12 protein-coding genes and 5 pseudogenes are annotated in these 14,756 nt (G+C 57.5%); 13 read left to right on the forward strand and 4 right to left on the reverse strand.

The annotated features are described in order from the left end of the window. Positions 1-429: 429 nt before the first annotated feature. The 4 genes and pseudogenes from RGV33_RS11740 to RGV33_RS34215 all read left to right on the forward strand — a co-directional run. Positions 430-738: pseudogene (locus tag RGV33_RS11740) on the forward strand (transposase); the annotation flags it as partial. Next, positions 725-1,417 carry a tyrosine-type recombinase/integrase gene (locus RGV33_RS11745; RefSeq protein WP_322144358.1) on the forward strand — a complete coding sequence of 231 codons (693 nt, stop codon included), beginning with the start codon at positions 725-727 and terminating at the stop codon, positions 1,415-1,417. The pseudogene RGV33_RS11740 and the gene RGV33_RS11745, both read left to right, overlap by 14 nt. Positions 1,418-1,419: 2 nt before the next feature. Then, entirely contained in the window at positions 1,420-1,980 is a 561-nt protein-coding gene (locus RGV33_RS11750; protein ID WP_322144359.1) for a tyrosine-type recombinase/integrase, read from the forward strand. Beyond that, a complete protein-coding gene (locus RGV33_RS34215; protein WP_416152068.1) occupies positions 1,898-2,410 on the forward strand; it encodes a tyrosine-type recombinase/integrase in 513 nt (170 codons plus the stop codon). Before RGV33_RS11750 ends, RGV33_RS34215 begins: the two co-directional genes overlap by 83 nt. 88 nt (positions 2,411-2,498) lie before the next feature. On the opposite strand, the pseudogene istA reads toward RGV33_RS34215, so the two are convergent. Then, positions 2,499-3,488 (reverse strand): annotated as a pseudogene (gene istA / locus RGV33_RS11755) (IS21 family transposase); the annotation flags it as partial. Positions 3,489-3,713: 225 nt separating this feature from the next. Between istA and RGV33_RS11760 the strand changes: the two are divergent. Continuing rightward, a pseudogene (locus tag RGV33_RS11760) lies at positions 3,714-4,049 on the forward strand (integrase core domain-containing protein); the annotation flags it as partial. Between the two features lie 237 nt (positions 4,050-4,286). Here the strand turns inward: RGV33_RS11760 and RGV33_RS11765 are convergent. Continuing rightward, on the reverse strand, positions 4,287-4,763 hold the full coding sequence (locus tag RGV33_RS11765) for a hypothetical protein (RefSeq protein WP_322148782.1): 477 nt from the start codon (positions 4,761-4,763) through the stop codon (positions 4,287-4,289). Here RGV33_RS11765 and RGV33_RS11770 point away from each other — a divergent pair. From RGV33_RS11770 to RGV33_RS34225, 5 genes and pseudogenes are all read left to right on the forward strand, one after another. Then, positions 4,708-5,190 (forward strand): (2Fe-2S)-binding protein, encoded by a 483-nt coding sequence (locus tag RGV33_RS11770; protein WP_322144360.1) that lies wholly within the window; start codon positions 4,708-4,710, stop codon positions 5,188-5,190. The genes RGV33_RS11765 and RGV33_RS11770 overlap by 56 nt on opposite strands. Further along, a complete protein-coding gene (locus RGV33_RS11775) occupies positions 5,174-5,953 on the forward strand; it encodes a molybdopterin cofactor-binding domain-containing protein (RefSeq protein ID WP_322144361.1) in 780 nt (259 codons plus the stop codon). Before RGV33_RS11770 ends, RGV33_RS11775 begins: the two co-directional genes overlap by 17 nt. 331 nt (positions 5,954-6,284) lie before the next feature. Next, entirely contained in the window at positions 6,285-6,581 is a 297-nt protein-coding gene (locus RGV33_RS11780) for a pirin family protein (RefSeq protein WP_153425785.1), read from the forward strand. 155 nt (positions 6,582-6,736) lie between these two features. After that, positions 6,737-7,003 carry a pirin-like C-terminal cupin domain-containing protein gene (locus RGV33_RS34220; protein ID WP_416152118.1) on the forward strand — a complete coding sequence of 89 codons (267 nt, stop codon included), beginning with the start codon at positions 6,737-6,739 and terminating at the stop codon, positions 7,001-7,003. Further along, positions 6,988-7,071, forward strand: a pseudogene (locus RGV33_RS34225) (hypothetical protein); the annotation flags it as partial. The gene RGV33_RS34220 and the pseudogene RGV33_RS34225, both read left to right, overlap by 16 nt. Before the next feature lie 199 nt (positions 7,072-7,270). Here the strand turns inward: RGV33_RS34225 and RGV33_RS11785 are convergent. After that, the gene (locus tag RGV33_RS11785; RefSeq protein ID WP_153425788.1) at positions 7,271-7,786 is read right to left on the reverse strand and encodes an Lrp/AsnC family transcriptional regulator; all 516 of its coding nucleotides are present in this window, start codon (positions 7,784-7,786) and stop codon (positions 7,271-7,273) included. Positions 7,787-7,946: 160 nt separating this feature from the next. Here RGV33_RS11785 and mdeB point away from each other — a divergent pair, with 160 nt between their 5' ends. The 3 genes from mdeB (at position 7,947) to lpdA (ending at position 13,834) form a co-directional block, all read left to right on the forward strand. Further along, the gene (mdeB, locus tag RGV33_RS11790; protein WP_322144362.1) at positions 7,947-10,592 is read left to right on the forward strand and encodes an alpha-ketoglutarate dehydrogenase; all 2,646 of its coding nucleotides are present in this window, start codon (positions 7,947-7,949) and stop codon (positions 10,590-10,592) included. An 84-nt stretch (positions 10,593-10,676) separates the two neighbouring features. After that, complete coding sequence (gene aceF, locus RGV33_RS11795) at positions 10,677-11,993, forward strand: dihydrolipoyllysine-residue acetyltransferase (protein ID WP_153425782.1); 1,317 nt, start codon at positions 10,677-10,679, stop codon at positions 11,991-11,993. 11 nt (positions 11,994-12,004) lie between these two features. After that, positions 12,005-13,834: a dihydrolipoyl dehydrogenase gene (gene lpdA / locus RGV33_RS11800; RefSeq protein ID WP_322144363.1), complete on the forward strand. Its 1,830-nt coding sequence runs from the start codon at positions 12,005-12,007 to the stop codon at positions 13,832-13,834. Between the two features lie 236 nt (positions 13,835-14,070). Here lpdA and tnpC read toward each other — a convergent pair. Further along, positions 14,071-14,661: pseudogene (gene tnpC / locus RGV33_RS11805) on the reverse strand (IS66 family transposase); the annotation flags it as partial. Between the last annotated feature and the right edge of the window lie 95 nt (positions 14,662-14,756).

A 14,756-nucleotide genomic window follows, 5' to 3' on the forward strand; every position in this document is an offset into this window, starting at 1 on the left:
CAGTGGCGTGATACGGGAAAGTGTACACGGGTACTGGTGGGGGGTATATCTTGGTACTGGGGGAGTATAGTCATATACTGGTAGGGAGTATATTAATTTTAGCGCGACGAGTTGCCGCACATGATCCGTTTTGTCATTCATTCCTGGCTTAAGAGGTGTCACGCCGTGTCGTGCTGGCGAGACGGGCTGGTCGTTCGTTCTAGGCCAGGGTCAAAACTTCGCAGAGCGATATGACTGCCGTCGGCGGAGTCGGAACGCGTTATTTGCTGGTAAGGAGCGTAGGCGCCAAGTAGGGCCTACAACAATGCGCATTTTGTTTTTAAGCTCGCGCTGTTTTGTTTCTAATCCACTGGATCTAGGGAAACTCTGAAAAAGACTTCCCGATCTGGTGAAATACCCACCACGCACAAACGGAACAGTTGAGCCCCGATGAAACAGATGTCCTTCGCCGACGCCGAATATGCCGGCAAACGTAAGCAGACCCGCCGCGAACGCTTCTTAATCGAGATGGATCAAGTGGTGGCCTGGAAGGGCTTGGTTAATTTGATCGAGCCGCATTATCCAAAGGGCGAAGGGGGCCGTCCGGCGTATCCATTGATGGCCATGTTGCGGGTTCATTTGATGCAAAACTGGTTCGGCTACAGTGATCCGGCGATGGAAGAAGCGCTCTATGAGACTACAATTTTGCGCCAGTTTTCGGGGCTGCACCTGGATCGGATCCCCGATGAAACCTTCATCAGGCATTCCGCTACCAATCAACACACCACGCTGCCCCCCAACCTTCCGACCTTATGTATATACCGATAGCGACATAGCTCGACTGATCAATGCCGTTGATGGCTTACATTCAACATTAATCGAACCACGTACCCTTCGAACGCTAGTGCTGCTTTTATACGGAACGGGCCTACGACTGAGCGAAGCGCTGCACTTGTGTTTTGCCGACGTCGACCTTGAGCAGAGTCTGTTAACGATCCGCGACACGAAGTTCTACAAGACGCGGTGGGTTCCGACTGGAACGCATTTAACCCAGATCCTGCACGATTACATCAAGACCGTCCACACATCGCCCGGCACCGCATTGGACGCTCCACTGCTCGTTCGCCGTGATGGTGGTCAACTCAGTGCGAGTGGCGTTCGGCGGGCGTTTGCACGTCTTCGATCAAAGGCAAACGTCCGGCGCACCGATGGTGCCCCCTACCAGCCACGGTTACACGACATGCGAGCCACCTTCGCTGTCCATCGGCTGACCACCTGGTACCAGCAGGGTGCCGATGTCCAAAGGCTCCTACCCATGCTGTCGACCTACCTGGGACACGCAAGCATCGCTGCGACCCAGGTTTATTTGCCGATGACACCGGAGCTGCTGATTGAGGCTTCGATTCGCTTTGAGCGATACGCAATGCTGGAGAAATAAACATGAACAATTCGAATCTGTTGGCCCCATGGGTTAAGCGCTTTCTTGCAGAGTATCTGGTCACTGTAAAAAACCTGGCACGCAGTACACAGCTCAGCTATCGCGACACGTTAGGTAGATTAATCCGCCATGCTGCGAACGAACTGGGTAAGCGTCCAGATCTGCTCAATGTTGATGATATCAGCCGGGAGTTGATAAACCGGTTTCTGCCGTCGCTGACAACCAGCAAGCTTGTGGGCGCGAGAACCGTCAATCAACGGCTCGCAGCCGTGCATTCCTTTGCGCGTTTCGTCGGCGAGTATGGGCCGGAACACCTGCAATGGTCTGGCTGTGTTCTGTCGATACCGTTCCGGAAGTTTGCTCGCCCGCAGATCCCCTATCTCGAGAAACCAGAAATGGACGCGCTCCTGGCAGCAGCGAATTTGCAGACGGCGCAGGGAGTGCGTGATCACGCGTTGCTGCTGTTCCTGTACAACACAGGTGCCCGCGCAACTCAAGGTCGAGGACTTGCAACTGCAACCGCAGGGCGTCGCCGGCAATGCATTCGTCAGATTGCTAGGTAAAGGAAACAGGGTGCGACTGTGCCCCCTATGGCCACAAACAGCCAGCGAGCTTTCTGCACTGGTCGGGGGGCGCTCAGTTGGGCAGCAGGTCTTCATCAATCGATGCGGTATGCCAATAACCCGATTCGGCGTTCACGCGCTGGTCGAGCGCTACGCGAAACGTATAGAGAACCAATTCCCTGCGCTTAAGACAAAGCGTGTCAGCCCGCACTCCGTTCGACACACGACAGCAACCTATTTGTTACGAGCGGGCGTCGACATCAATACCATTCGAGCATGGCTCGGTCACGTTTCGCTGAACACCACGAACGTTTACGCGCAAATCGATATGGAGATGAAGTCACGTGCGCTGGCGCAACTGGAACCTTTGCACAAAACTCCGCGACCGCGAATCGACTCGGAACTGATGGAATTTCTGCGCTCACTATAGCCGGGTTTCTGTGGTCTTCAGACGGCGCCAGGTCAAGCGCTCTGCCACTCAGCAGAGCAAAGGCCACAGAAATCGCTTGGCCACACAAAATGTGCACCCGTACCTTTTTCCATTCGGCATAGACGTACGGATGTTCCGGCAGCGGTTGCAGCGCCGGTTGGTCGATGGTTTCGAAGGCTGAGCGGCGTGAGCCGGGCAGCTTTTTGAAGGGCCTGTGGTTAAGACGTTCGAGCAGCACGCCGATGGCCGTATTGAGCTCGCCCAGCGAGAAGAACTGGCGGTTGCGCAGGCCCGCGAGGATCCAGCGCTCGACCACCTGCACACCAACTTCGACCTTGGCTTTGTCCTTGGGTTTACGCGAGCGCGCGGGCAACACGGCAACGCCGTAATGCTCGGCCAGGTCGCGGTAACTGGGGTTGATATCCGGCTCGTAACGATGCGCTTTGGCGACGCCGCTACGAAGATTGTCCGGCACCAGGATTTGCGCAGTGCCGCCGAGAAAAGCGAAGCAGCGGGCGTGCGAGCCCAACCAGTCGGGCAACGTCTGAGACCAGGTGGCCTCGGCGAAGGTGTAGCTGGACGCGCCCAGCACGGCGACGAAGATCTGCGCCTGGCGGATCTCGCCGGTCTGCCGGTCGATGACTGGCACCGTTTGGCCGGCATAGTCGACGAAGAGTTTTTCGCCGGCTCGATGTTCCTGACGCATGACCACATCGACCTTGGCGGCCCAGAGCCGGTAGTGCTAGCAGTACCAGCTGTATTGAAAGCCCTGCGGGTGACTGAGCCGATATTCCTGCCAGAGCAAGGCCAGCGTCACGCCGGGGCGGCGTAACTCAGCATGCGCCCAAGCCCAATCAGGCATCGGCCTTTGATCGCTGGGAGCTGTGGGTGCTGGCGAGAACAGGCATCGCTCCAGCTCGGCGTCCGACAATGATGTCGGCCAAGTCAGCCCGCAAGCGCTGAAGCGGTGTAGGTAATTGCCGGCACTGCCGCTGCTGATGCGCAGACTGGCGGCGATCTTGCGCACGGACAGGCCGGCGTCGAACTTTAGGCGCATTACCTCTCGGATTTTACGCATGGATAAACGCTCCACGACGACCTCTTCGCTTCGATAAAAGAGGCCGGTGGTAGTGAATAGTCCTGCGTTGCTGCCTGCCTGAGCGTGGGTCGGATCAGCGAAAAATCACTGTCCAAGTGCTCGTGGAATCAGTGTCCAAGTGGCCGTGGAATGAGTGTCCAAGTCAGCGTGGAATCGCTGTCCAAGTGTTCGTGGAATGAGTGTCCAGGTGCGCGTGGAATCCCCAATCCCTACTCGGAGTCGCTGTTTAGAACACTGAAATACTGCCCGCAATGGCCGCAGAATGGTTTTGCCAGTTTGGACGCCGCACGAGCGTGGGTGAGGGACTTCATGCGTTGGTACAACAACGAGCACCGGCATAGCCGTATCCGGTTCGTCACACCGCCTGAGCGGCATCGAGGACTGGACCATCAGGTCTTGGCCCGGCGACATAAGCTGTACGAAGGAGCTAAAGAGAAAAAGCCGGAACGGTGGTCGGGTCAAACGCGTAACTGGGAGCCGATCGGCATCGTGCTGTTGAACCCGGATCGAGAGCAACAGGTCGAGAAAAGAGCGGCATAGTTAGACGGTTGAAGCGACAACTACCTTGAAAAACGCCGCTGCTGACCCGGACGTAACCGATGCGTTTTCCTTGCAAGTTGACTCCAAGGGTAGAATTTGTCATTTTCAGGAGACGGCTGCACAGAATGTCAGAAGCCGAATGCACTGCAGCAGCGGAGAGGTGAATCCATAAGGCAACAACGGGAGGCTGCCGGAAAAAAGCAGCCGCTCAATGGTGTCTATTAAACCAGGGGCGATTCAGTCCAAACGTTTATGAGCCCAATGCCAGACGACATGGTTCCCGCATTTAGCGACGGTCTGGGAACCACAAAAACTGCAAACACCACGTGCTTTTGGAATGGCCTCTACACGAGCGCCTTCAAGCAATGAGTATTTCATTTTCTTCCTTGATGATAGAAATGAGGGGCGGTAGCTCTTAACTTCCTGGTTGTCAGTACCTTGTGACCCACAGGACGAAAGACAAATATCTGAACACGAAAGTCGTCGTGCCGCTCTGGCTTCTTTCAACAATTGCTCAGCGTACATAGCCGGGTCATCAGTTGGCAGCGGGTAGCCGGCAGCGGATAGAGCTTCGGCGCGTTCTTCAATGAGTAGGCGCTCGGGATCGCGATTCGTCGTCAGCCCCGGTTTGAGCATTAATTCGCGGGAGGAGTGAGCCATGGCCAGGTTTATGTTGAACGGCAAGCCAACAGTTGCCGACGTGGACACAGACATGTCTCTTCTGTGGGTTATCCGTGACGAATTGAACATGACCGGCACCAAGTTCGGTTGCGGTATTGGTGCCTGCGGTGCTTGCACCGTACACGTTGGTGGCCGAGCCACCCGTTCCTGTATCACGCCTGTCTCCGCCGTGGTGGGTGCCAGTGTCAGCACCATCGAAGGCTTGTCCGAGAAAGGCAATCATCCGTTGCAGGTGGCCTGGCATAAATTGCAGGTACCACAGTGTGGCTACTGCCAGCCTGGTCAGATCATGCAGGCCGCCGCGCTGCTGAGCGACTTTCCCGATCCGACCGATGCAGATATCGATGCGGTGATGAGTGGCAACGTCTGCCGCTGCATGACTTACGTACGCATCCGCAAAGCGATTCATGAAGCGGCTGCTGCAATGAGGCAGGAGGTTAACGATGAGCGCGCTGTTTAATACGGGCGGACCAACAGGCATGACTCGCCGTGGCTTTCTGGTTGCCATGACCCTGGCGGGGCTCAGCTTTGGCTTTCCACGCGGCGTGTTAGCGGCCATGGATCCTGCGACGACCGATGACGCGGCGCTACCCAGTGAAGGCGCAATCTACGAACCTTCGGTGTGGTACTCCATCGACAACGCCGGCAAGGTCAAGGTCAACATCATTCGGGTCGAAATGGGCCAGCACGTGGGTACTTCCATCGCCCGAATCCTTGCGGACGAATTGGAGGTGTCTTGGGAAAATGTGGAAATCGTCCATGTGGACAGTGCCAGGAAATGGGGCCTGATGGTGACCGGCGGCAGTTGGTCGGTGTCCCAGAGCTGGCCGGTTTACCGTCAGGCCGGTGCTGCCGGACGGGTGGCATTGATTGAAGCTGCTGCCAAAAAATGGGGCGTTTCGCCCGATTCCTGTGTGGCCCGCGGCGGTAGGGTGGTTTGCGGAAAACAGGAAATTTCCTACGCCGAACTGGTCACCTTGGGCGTGACCCGTGAGTTCAGCGAAGCGGAGCTGAAAGCGCTGCCACTGAAGGCCGATGCCGACCTGAGGCTGGTGGGTAAACCGGTCACTTCGCTGGACATTGCCAACAAAACCACGGGTGACGCCGTCTTCGGTATCGACGCCAGAGTTGAGGGCATGGTGTATGCCAGCCCGTTGCTGCCACCGACCCGATATGGTGTTGGCGCTGACGCCGAATTGACCCAGTTGCCGAGATGTCACTGACCTAGGCTGATTCCTCGAAAAACATTGGTTGTGCAGAGTTTGTGCCGATTTAGAGGTGGGGCAGTCTTACGTCGGCACGTGGGTCAATTCGGCATCGGCCTCAAGAGTCTCATCACTTCTGCGATTTCCTTGGTGCCGTGCATCACCCGTTGTCGTCAGGAGTCGAGATTTTTGTCGAAGGCTCGGACGCGTCAATGGCGCAATAGGCGCTCTTAAAGTAAGAAGTTTAAGTTGAGCCGGCTTCCGGCCAACTATAAGGACATTGCTATGACCAGCATCTTGCAACAGCGCACTGTCGCCACTATCGAAAGCCCCTTCCGTTAGGCGTGGCTTGGACGATACTCATCGGGTGCGTCCCCTAATCACTCCGGGCGACTGGGTGGCGTCGGATCCGTTCCTGCTCATGATGGAGGACTGGTTTCCAGTCGGTGTGTTCGATCGTCATCCGCATCGGGGGATTGAGACTGTTACCTATGTCTTGGAAGGGGGTATCGAGCATTACGACAACCACGGTAACCAGGGGACTGCAGGGCCGGGTGATGTGATGTGGCTGACTACTGGCCGGGGGGTCATCCATAACGAGCAACAGCAGGGGGTAAAGAGGTTCATCTGCTACAGCTTTGGGTGAACTTGCCTATGACTGACAAGCTCGTTCAGGCGCACTACCAACACGTCCTGGCGGGGGAAGCGCCTGTGCGAAAGGCAGATGGCGCAGAGGTGAGCGTGTTTTCCGGTTCTTCTGGAGAGGTAACCTCGCCGGTGAAAAACTATGCGCCCGTAACTATGGTGGAACTGCGTTTACAGCCTGGCGCTCGGATCGATCAGGAACTTCCTGCTGCATACAACGGTTTTATCGTCGTCCTCGAAGGCAGTGTGGCGGTAGGCCCGGCCTCTGAGCTAATAGGTGCAGGCCAAGTGGCGTGGCTCACTAGGTGCGACGCCCCAAGTACTGTTTCGTTGGTGGGCGGCGAGGAGAGCGGAGGGCGTGCCATTTTGTTCGCAGGTCTGCCCCTTGGTGAGCCGGGGGCGCCCGTGGCCCGTTTGTTATGAATACTGAGGAGGAGCTGGACGCCGCGTTTGCGGAGTTCCGCGCGCTTGGCGAGAGCTTTGGACTTTAGTCTTGATCGCGGATTGTGAGTCGGCGGTGGGTTGTACAAGCATCTATGTGAGGAGGCTCGGTGCTTCTTTAAATCGCATGGGTTGGCCACCTGCCGGTGGACAGACTTCAGTTTCAGTTAAGGGGCTTGTTGTCATTGAGGTCGTACAGTTGTCTCGATAACACTTGCACCTGCTCCATTGCAGGTGCATCGCGCTGGTTTATTTATGACGATGTTTGCTGGCACCAGTTCTTGGTGGCTCGCCGCGAGAAAGCGGCAGCGCAGTCTTGTACTTGACCTGTTTGAGGGCAAAGCTCGAACGAATGTTCGCAACCCCTGGGATTTTCGACAACTGATTGACGATGAATCGTTCCATCGCTTGGACATCGGGAACTACGACCCGGATCAGGTAATCAGCGTCTCCGGTCATGAGATAACACTCCATGACTTCTGGGTAGTCTTGTACCGCTTCTTCGAATGTCTCTAATGCATGCTCTATCTGGCGCTCAAGCGTGATCTGTATAAACACGCTTACGCTCAGACCGAGTTCATATGGATCAAGCAGGGTTACGTAGCGACTGATTAACCCCGATTCTTCTAATGCTCTCACTCTTGTCAGGCAGGGAGAGGGTGACAGATGGACACGAGATGCGAGCTCAACATTAGTGAGTCGAGCATTAATTTGAAGCTCTTCCAGGATGCGCAGATCTATTGGGTCTAGCTGAGTTTGCGGCATATTCATCAAGGTATTGGTTGTTTTAAGGCATGGTATGCCTAAATTTTGTAAAAGTGAAGCTTAGTACGGAAGCACGTTCTGTCGATTCATCGCTAAGCTAATGACAATAAGAGAGGAGGCAGATATGGGTGTGCTAATCGAAAATTCGACAACTGGGTCGATGGATATTGACCGAGATGAAACGCAGGAGTGGCTGGAGTCGCTGGAGGCCGTCGTGCGCGATGGCGGGTCCGAGCGCGGTCAGTTTCTGCTTAAACAGTTAGAGCAACACGCAAGAGCACTTGGCATCACCTCGCATGTGCACCCGTACTCGGCGTATCGGAACACAATTCCGATTGAACGGCAGGGTCCCTACCCAGGAGACCTTGCTGTCGAGGAACGGATCACGTCGATCATTCGCTGGAATGCATTGGCCATGGTGGTGCGCGCCAATCAGGCTTATGGGGATCTGGGCGGACATATCGCAAGTTATGCCTCCGCCGCGGAAATCTTCGAGGTCGGTTTCAACCATTTCTTCCGCGCCCGCGACGAAAGTCATGGCGGCGATCTGGTGTTTTATCAGCCGCACTCGGCCCCGGGTGTCTACGCCCGTGCGTTCCTTGAGGGCAGGCTGTCGGAAGAGCAACTGGCCAATTATCGCCAGGAAGTAGGCGGCAACGGATTAAGTTCCTATCCGCATCCTTGGTTGATGCCGGACTTCTGGCAATTTCCGACCGGTTCGATGGGCATTGGCCCGATCAGTGCGGTCTATCAAGCGCGCTACATGCGCTACCTCGAACACCGCAACCTGGCCGAAACCGCCGACCGGCATGTCTGGGGCGTATTTGGTGATGGTGAGATGGATGAGCCGGAATCCATCGCCGGGCTCACGCTTGCGGCGCGGGAAAAACTCGACAACCTGACCTTCATCGTCAACTGCAACTTGCAGCGTCTGGACGGCCCGGTGCGTGGCAACGGTCAGGTCATTCAAGAACTTGAGGCGCTGTTCACCGGCGCTGGCTGGAATGTCGTCAAGGTCATTTGGGGTTCGGATTGGGATCCGTTGTTTTCGCGGGACACCAACAACGCCTTGCTGCAACGTTTTGCTCAGACCGTCGACGGCCAGTACCAGACGCTCGGGTCCAAGGACGGTGCCTACAACCTGCTGCACTTCTTCCAGCAGGATCCGGAGGTGAAGGAGCTGGTCTCGCACATGTCCGATGCTGAGATCGATGCCCTCAAGCGTGGCGGCCACGACTTCCGCAAGCTACACGCGGCCTTCGCCGCTGCCAAGGCGCACAAGGGACGGCCGACCGTCATCCTCGCCAAAACCAAGAAAGGTTACGGCATGGGCGGTGCTGGCGAGTCGCGCATGACCTCGCACCAGGCGAAGAAGCTGGATATCGACGCACTCAAGGCGTTCCGCGATCGCTTCGCGCTGCCACTGTCGGATGACGATGTCGCGCAATTGCGCTTCTATCGACCGGCCGAAGACAGCCAGGAGATGCGTTATCTGCGCGAGCGCAGGACCGCGTTGGGCGGCTATATGCCGGCGCGGCAGAAGGGCAACGAGCACGTCGCCATCCCCGCCCTGGCTGACTACGCGCGTTTCGCCTTCGAGGCCGACGGCAAAGAGATGTCCACCACCATGGCTGTGGTTCGTATGCTCGGCGGTTTGCTCAAGGATAAGGAACTGGGGCCGCGGGTGGTGCCTATCGTCGCGGACGAAGCGCGCACATTCGGTATGGCCAACCTGTTCCGCCAGATTGGTATCTACTCGCCGCTGGGGCAGCTTTACGAGCCAGAAGATGCGGGCTCGATGCTGTATTACCGCGAAGCGCGTGATGGCCAGCTGTTGGAGGAGGGCATTACGGAAGCGGGCGCACTGTCGTCTTGGGTGGCTGCTGCGACTTCCTACAGCGCCCACGGCAAACCGATGCTGCCGTTCTATATCTACTACTCGATGTTTGGTTTCCAGCGCGTCGGCGATCTGATCTGGGCAGCGGCTGACCAGCGCGCCCGCGGCTTTTTGCTGGGCGCCACGGCAGGGCGTACGACCCTGGGTGGAGAAGGGCTGCAGCACCAGGACGGCAGCAGCCATGTCGTGGCAGCCACCGTGCCCAACTGCCGCGCCTATGATCCGGCGTTTGCCGGCGAGCTGGCGGTGATTGTCGACCATGGCATGCGCCAGATGATGGAGCGGGATGTCGATGAGTTCTATTACATCACCGTGATGAACGAAAACTACGCGCAGCCTTCGTTGCCGACCGGCGTCGAGGATCAAGTCATTCGCGGCATGTATCGCTACGCCGTGACGGATGCAGCGCCATCCCGTGGCTCAGTCCGCCTGCTGGGCAGCGGCACCATCCTGCGGGAAGTGATCGCGGCGTCCGAGCTGCTGGCGGCCGACTGGCAGGTATCAAGCGAGGTGTGGAGCGTCACCAGCTTCAGCGAGCTGGCTCGCGAAGCGCGGGCAGTGGAGCGACACAATCGCCTGAACCCGTCCGATCCTGAGCAGGTCAGCCATCTTTGCGCTTCCCTCGCCGGTGATGCGCCAGTGATTGTCACCTCCGACTACGTTCGCGCCTGGCCGCAACTGATCGCCAGCTACGTCGATGCGCGCTTCATTGCCCTGGGTACCGACGGGTTTGGCCGCAGTGATACTCGCGCCGCCTTGCGCAGTTTCTTTGAAGTCGATCGTCACCAGGTCGTCCTGGCAGCGCTGGATGGACTGGTGCGTGACGGCAAGTTGCCGCGTCAGGTGCTGGCCGAAGCCATCGAACGCTACGGCCTGGATGGTGACCGTCCAGCTCCCTGGACTCGCTAACGGTTTGCTCTTCGTATGCGCTCGGTGAGCGCTCCATCCGTTGCGTGAACCCGCAACGGATCTATTTCTTGGCGGCGATATGTCATGAGTGAAATCAGAGAAATTCATGTCCCTGACATTGGGGACTTCAAAGACCTCCCGGTGATCGAAGTGTTGGTCAAGCCGGGCGATACAGTAGCGTTCGATGACCCATTGCTGACTCTGGAGTCGGACAAGGCATCCATGGATGTCCCAAGCCCTGGTGCGGGCACCGTTGTGGCGGTGACCATCAAGGAGGGGGATCGGGTTTCCAAAGGCAGCGTCATCCTCACGTTGCAGATGGACGCCGATGCGGCGCCTGTCGCTCAGGTTGCAGTGAATGGCACTGCGGTGGCTGATGTAGTGGTGAGTGCCGTTGCGTCGCCACCACCACTTGTCGTGGCCCCCCCTTTTGCCGCTGTGGTGTCGGTGGTGGCGCCAGTGGTGACTGCCTCTGGCCCGAAACCCCACGCCAGCCCTTCGGTTCGCAGTTATGCGCGCAAACTGGGTGTGGACGTCTCGAAAGTGGCGGCCACCGGCAAGGGCGGGCGGATGCTTCGCGAGGATGTCGAACGCTTCGTCAAGGACGCCCTCGTTCGTCTCGACAGCTCCGCGCCACGTGCCGATCACTCCACCGGACTTAACCTGCTGCCCTGGCCGGACGTGGATTTCAGCAAGTTCGGCACTGTCGAGAAAGTCGCGCTGTCGCGTATCAAGAAAATCTCCGGCGCTAACCTTTCGCGCAACTGGGTGATGATTCCCCACGTCACCAACAACGAAGAAGCGGATATCACCGGGCTTGAAGCCTTTCGCGTGCAGCTCAACACCGAAGGCGGCAAGGACGCGATCAAGTACACCATGCTGGCTTTCCTGATCAAGGCCGCGGTCGCCACCCTGAAAGCCTTCCCGCAGTTCAACAGTTCGCTGGGCAATGAAGAGGGTGAGCCGATCCTGATCCTCAAGCAGTACTACCATATCGGGTTCGCTGCCGACACGCCGAACGGGCTGGTGGTACCGGTGATTCGCGACGCCGATCAGAAAGGCATCGGTCAGATCGCAACGGAATGTGGCGAGTTGGCGAGAAAGGCGCGGGACGGCAAGTTGGGCCCCGCCGACATGACGGGTGGGACCTTTACCGTTTCCAGTCTGGGTGGCATTGGCGGTACCGGCTTTACGCCCATTATCAATGCGCCAGAAGTGGCGATCCTTGGAGTTACTCGCGCGCAAACCAGACCGGTTTGGGATGGCAATGCCTTTGCACCTCGCCTGATTCTGCCCCTGGCACTGTCCTGGGATCACCGCGTCGTGGATGGTGCTGCTGCGGCACGGTTCCTCCAGTATCTGGCTGCTCTGTTGGCTGATTTCCGTCGAATTACACTTTGAGGGGGCAGCCCATGAGTCAGGTTATTGAAGTGAAGATGCCGAGTATCGGCGATGCTGCCGCAATGCCGGTAATCGAGGTGCTGGTCAAAGTCGGTGATGTGGTTGCAGTCGATGACGCTATCTGCACGCTCGAATCCGATAAGGCGACGATGGATGTCCCTTCTTCTGCTGCGGGCGTGGTTCAGGAAGTGTTGGTCAAAGTCGGCGAGAAAGTGGCAGAAGGCGCAGTGTTGTTGAGGCTGGAGTCGAATGAGGTGGCTGTCCAACCTGCACCGCCTCCTTTAGCAACGCCTTCAGTATCTGCGACTGCGACTGCGACTGCGAGTCTGGCGTCGCCTGCGCCAGCGTCCGCAGTGGCTACTACCCACGCCGGCAGCGTTGATCTTGAATGCGATGTGCTCGTCCTGGGTGGTGGTCCTGGCGGTTACTCGGCCGCCTTCCGCTCGGCGGATCTGGGGCAAAAAACTGTGTTGGTGGAGCGCTATGCCTCGCTTGGCGGCGTATGCCTAAACGTTGGCTGTATCCCCTCCAAAGCGTTGTTGCATATCGCCTCGGTGATGGAGGAAGTACCGCATTTGGCGTCACTGGGGATCGACTTCGGTGCCAGCAATGTTGATATTCACAAGTTGCGCACGCACAAGGAGTCCGTGGTTAACAAACTGACTGGTGGGCTCGCCGCTATGGCCAAGGGGCGCAAAGTCGAGGTTGTGCGTGGGTATGGTCGTTTTCTGGATCCCTACCATATCGAGGTCGCCATCACTTCGGATGCCGGTCGGAAACAGACAGGTGACAAGCAGGTCATTCGCTTCAAACGATGTGTTATTGCTGCCGGCAGCCAGGCCGTCAAGCTGCCCTTTATGCCGCAGGACCCACGCATCGTCGACTCCACCGGTGCCCTGGAACTCAGGGCCGTGCCCAAACGCATGCTGGTGGTGGGCGGGGGGATTATCGGCCTGGAGATGGCCACCGTGTATTCGGCCCTGGGTGCGCGCATCGATGTGGTCGAGATGATGGACGGGTTAATGCAAGGACCTGATCGCGATCTGGTGAAGGTCTGGGAAAAGCACAACAGCCATCGGTTCGATCACATGATGTTGAAAACCCGCACGGTGAAAGCCGAGGCTAGCGAGCAGGGTATCTGGGTGACTTTCGAGGGTGAAAAAGCCCCTGCCGAGCCGCAATGCTATGATCTGGTATTGGTTGCAGTGGGCCGAAAGCCCAATGGTGACCAGATAGATGCCGGCAAGGCGGGTATCAACGTAGGTGAGCGCGGATTCATTGCCGTTGATAAGCAGATGCGCACCAACGTGCCGCATATCTTCGCGATCGGCGACATCGTCGGTCAGCCCATGCTGGCTCACAAAGCTGTTCATGAAGGGCACGTCGCCGCTGAAGTGGCAGCAGGTGAAGCCTCGAACAATGCTGAACTGGCTCGCAGCCGCTTTGATGCGTTGCAGATTCCGGGCGTTGCCTATACCAATCCAGAGGTGGCTTGGGCCGGTCTGACTCAACAAGAAGCCAAGGACAAAGGCATCACAGTTGAGTCGGCAGTTTTCCCTTGGGCCGCGTCCGGACGTGCGATTGCCAACGGTCGTGATGAAGGCTTTACCAAGCTTCTGTTCGATGCCGAGACGCATCGGGTGGTCGGTGGCGGCATCGTCGGAACCGGTGCGGGCGATCTGATCAGTGAGGTTTGCCTGGCAATCGAAATGGGCGCCGACGCATTGGATATCGGTAAGACCATCCACCCTCATCCGACATTGGGTGAAACCGTAGGGATGGCGGCAGAAGTCGCCCATGGCAGTTGCACGGACTTGCCTGCAACTTCACGTAAAAGATAGGTGAGCGTCCTTTGACCTGCCTCCTCTTGCCAGAGTGGGCGATACGTCATCGATCTGCCTCTATTGAATGTTTTATCAGCCGCTCGGTGATCCCGCGCGGCTTTTTTATTCAATTTGTGTCACCGATACGTCCAGGGTTCATAGCCGCGCTCATCAAGTACCTGTCCTGCTTGCTCTGCACTCCGGGCGAGATAGCTCTTTCAAGGTAAGCGTCCGCCGAAGTCACCTTGCGTGACTCAGGCCGGCACCCACTGATGCGGCAGCAGTTGATCAATCTCACTGGCACGCTGCGTTGGCAGCCGCGTCAGCACATCTTTGAGATAGGCATATGGATCATGCCCATTCATGCGCGCCGACTGGATCAAACTAATGATCGCCGCTGCTCGTTTGCCGCTGCGCAGTGAACCGGCGAACAACCAGTTGGAGCGGCCGAGTGCCCACGGCCGTATCAGGTTTTCCACTGGATTATTATCTATGGGCACAGCATCGTCCTCGATATATCGAGCCAGTGCGCCCCAGCGCTTTAGGCTGTAATCCAGAGCTTTGGCGATAGCCGAGCCTTCGGGCACAAGGTCGCGCTGGGCCAGCATCCAGGTATGCAGTGCGTCGATAAGGGGCGCCGCTTTTTCCTGACGTATTCGCCAGCGATCCTCGTCGGTCATTTCCCGCGCTTGCCGTTCGATTTCATACAACCCGCCAATTGAGTGCAGCGCCTGTTCGGCCAGTTGGCTTTTGTTCGTCGCATGCAGATCGAAGAACTTGCGGCGGGCATGAGCCATGCAGCCGATTTCGGTGATGCCTTGCTGAAAGCTTGCTTTGTAGCCGGCATTATGTGCTCCAACACATAACGCAGGTTATGTTGCGGCCTGAGTTATGTGATTCCGACCGGCCAAATAGGCAGTTTCTCTGTTGTCGATAGGCG

Source organism: Pseudomonas sp. Bout1 (genome assembly GCF_034314165.1).
GTDB lineage: Bacteria > Pseudomonadota > Gammaproteobacteria > Pseudomonadales > Pseudomonadaceae > Aquipseudomonas.

Coding starts and splice junctions, on each gene's coding strand:
- RGV33_RS11745 (WP_322144358.1), top strand. CDS start 725: ATGAAACCTTCATCAGGCATTCCGCTACCAATCAACACACCACGCTGC.
- RGV33_RS11750 (WP_322144359.1), top strand. CDS start 1,420: ATGAACAATTCGAATCTGTTGGCCCCATGGGTTAAGCGCTTTCTTGCA.
- RGV33_RS11770 (WP_322144360.1), top strand. CDS start 4,708: ATGGCCAGGTTTATGTTGAACGGCAAGCCAACAGTTGCCGACGTGGAC.
- RGV33_RS11765 (WP_322148782.1), bottom strand. CDS start 4,763: ATGTCTGTGTCCACGTCGGCAACTGTTGGCTTGCCGTTCAACATAAAC.
- RGV33_RS11775 (WP_322144361.1), top strand. CDS start 5,174: ATGAGCGCGCTGTTTAATACGGGCGGACCAACAGGCATGACTCGCCGT.
- RGV33_RS34220 (WP_416152118.1), top strand. CDS start 6,737: ATGGTGGAACTGCGTTTACAGCCTGGCGCTCGGATCGATCAGGAACTT.
- RGV33_RS11785 (WP_153425788.1), bottom strand. CDS start 7,786: ATGCCGCAAACTCAGCTAGACCCAATAGATCTGCGCATCCTGGAAGAG.
- mdeB (WP_322144362.1), top strand. CDS start 7,947: ATGGATATTGACCGAGATGAAACGCAGGAGTGGCTGGAGTCGCTGGAG.
- aceF (WP_153425782.1), top strand. CDS start 10,677: ATGAGTGAAATCAGAGAAATTCATGTCCCTGACATTGGGGACTTCAAA.
- lpdA (WP_322144363.1), top strand. CDS start 12,005: ATGAGTCAGGTTATTGAAGTGAAGATGCCGAGTATCGGCGATGCTGCC.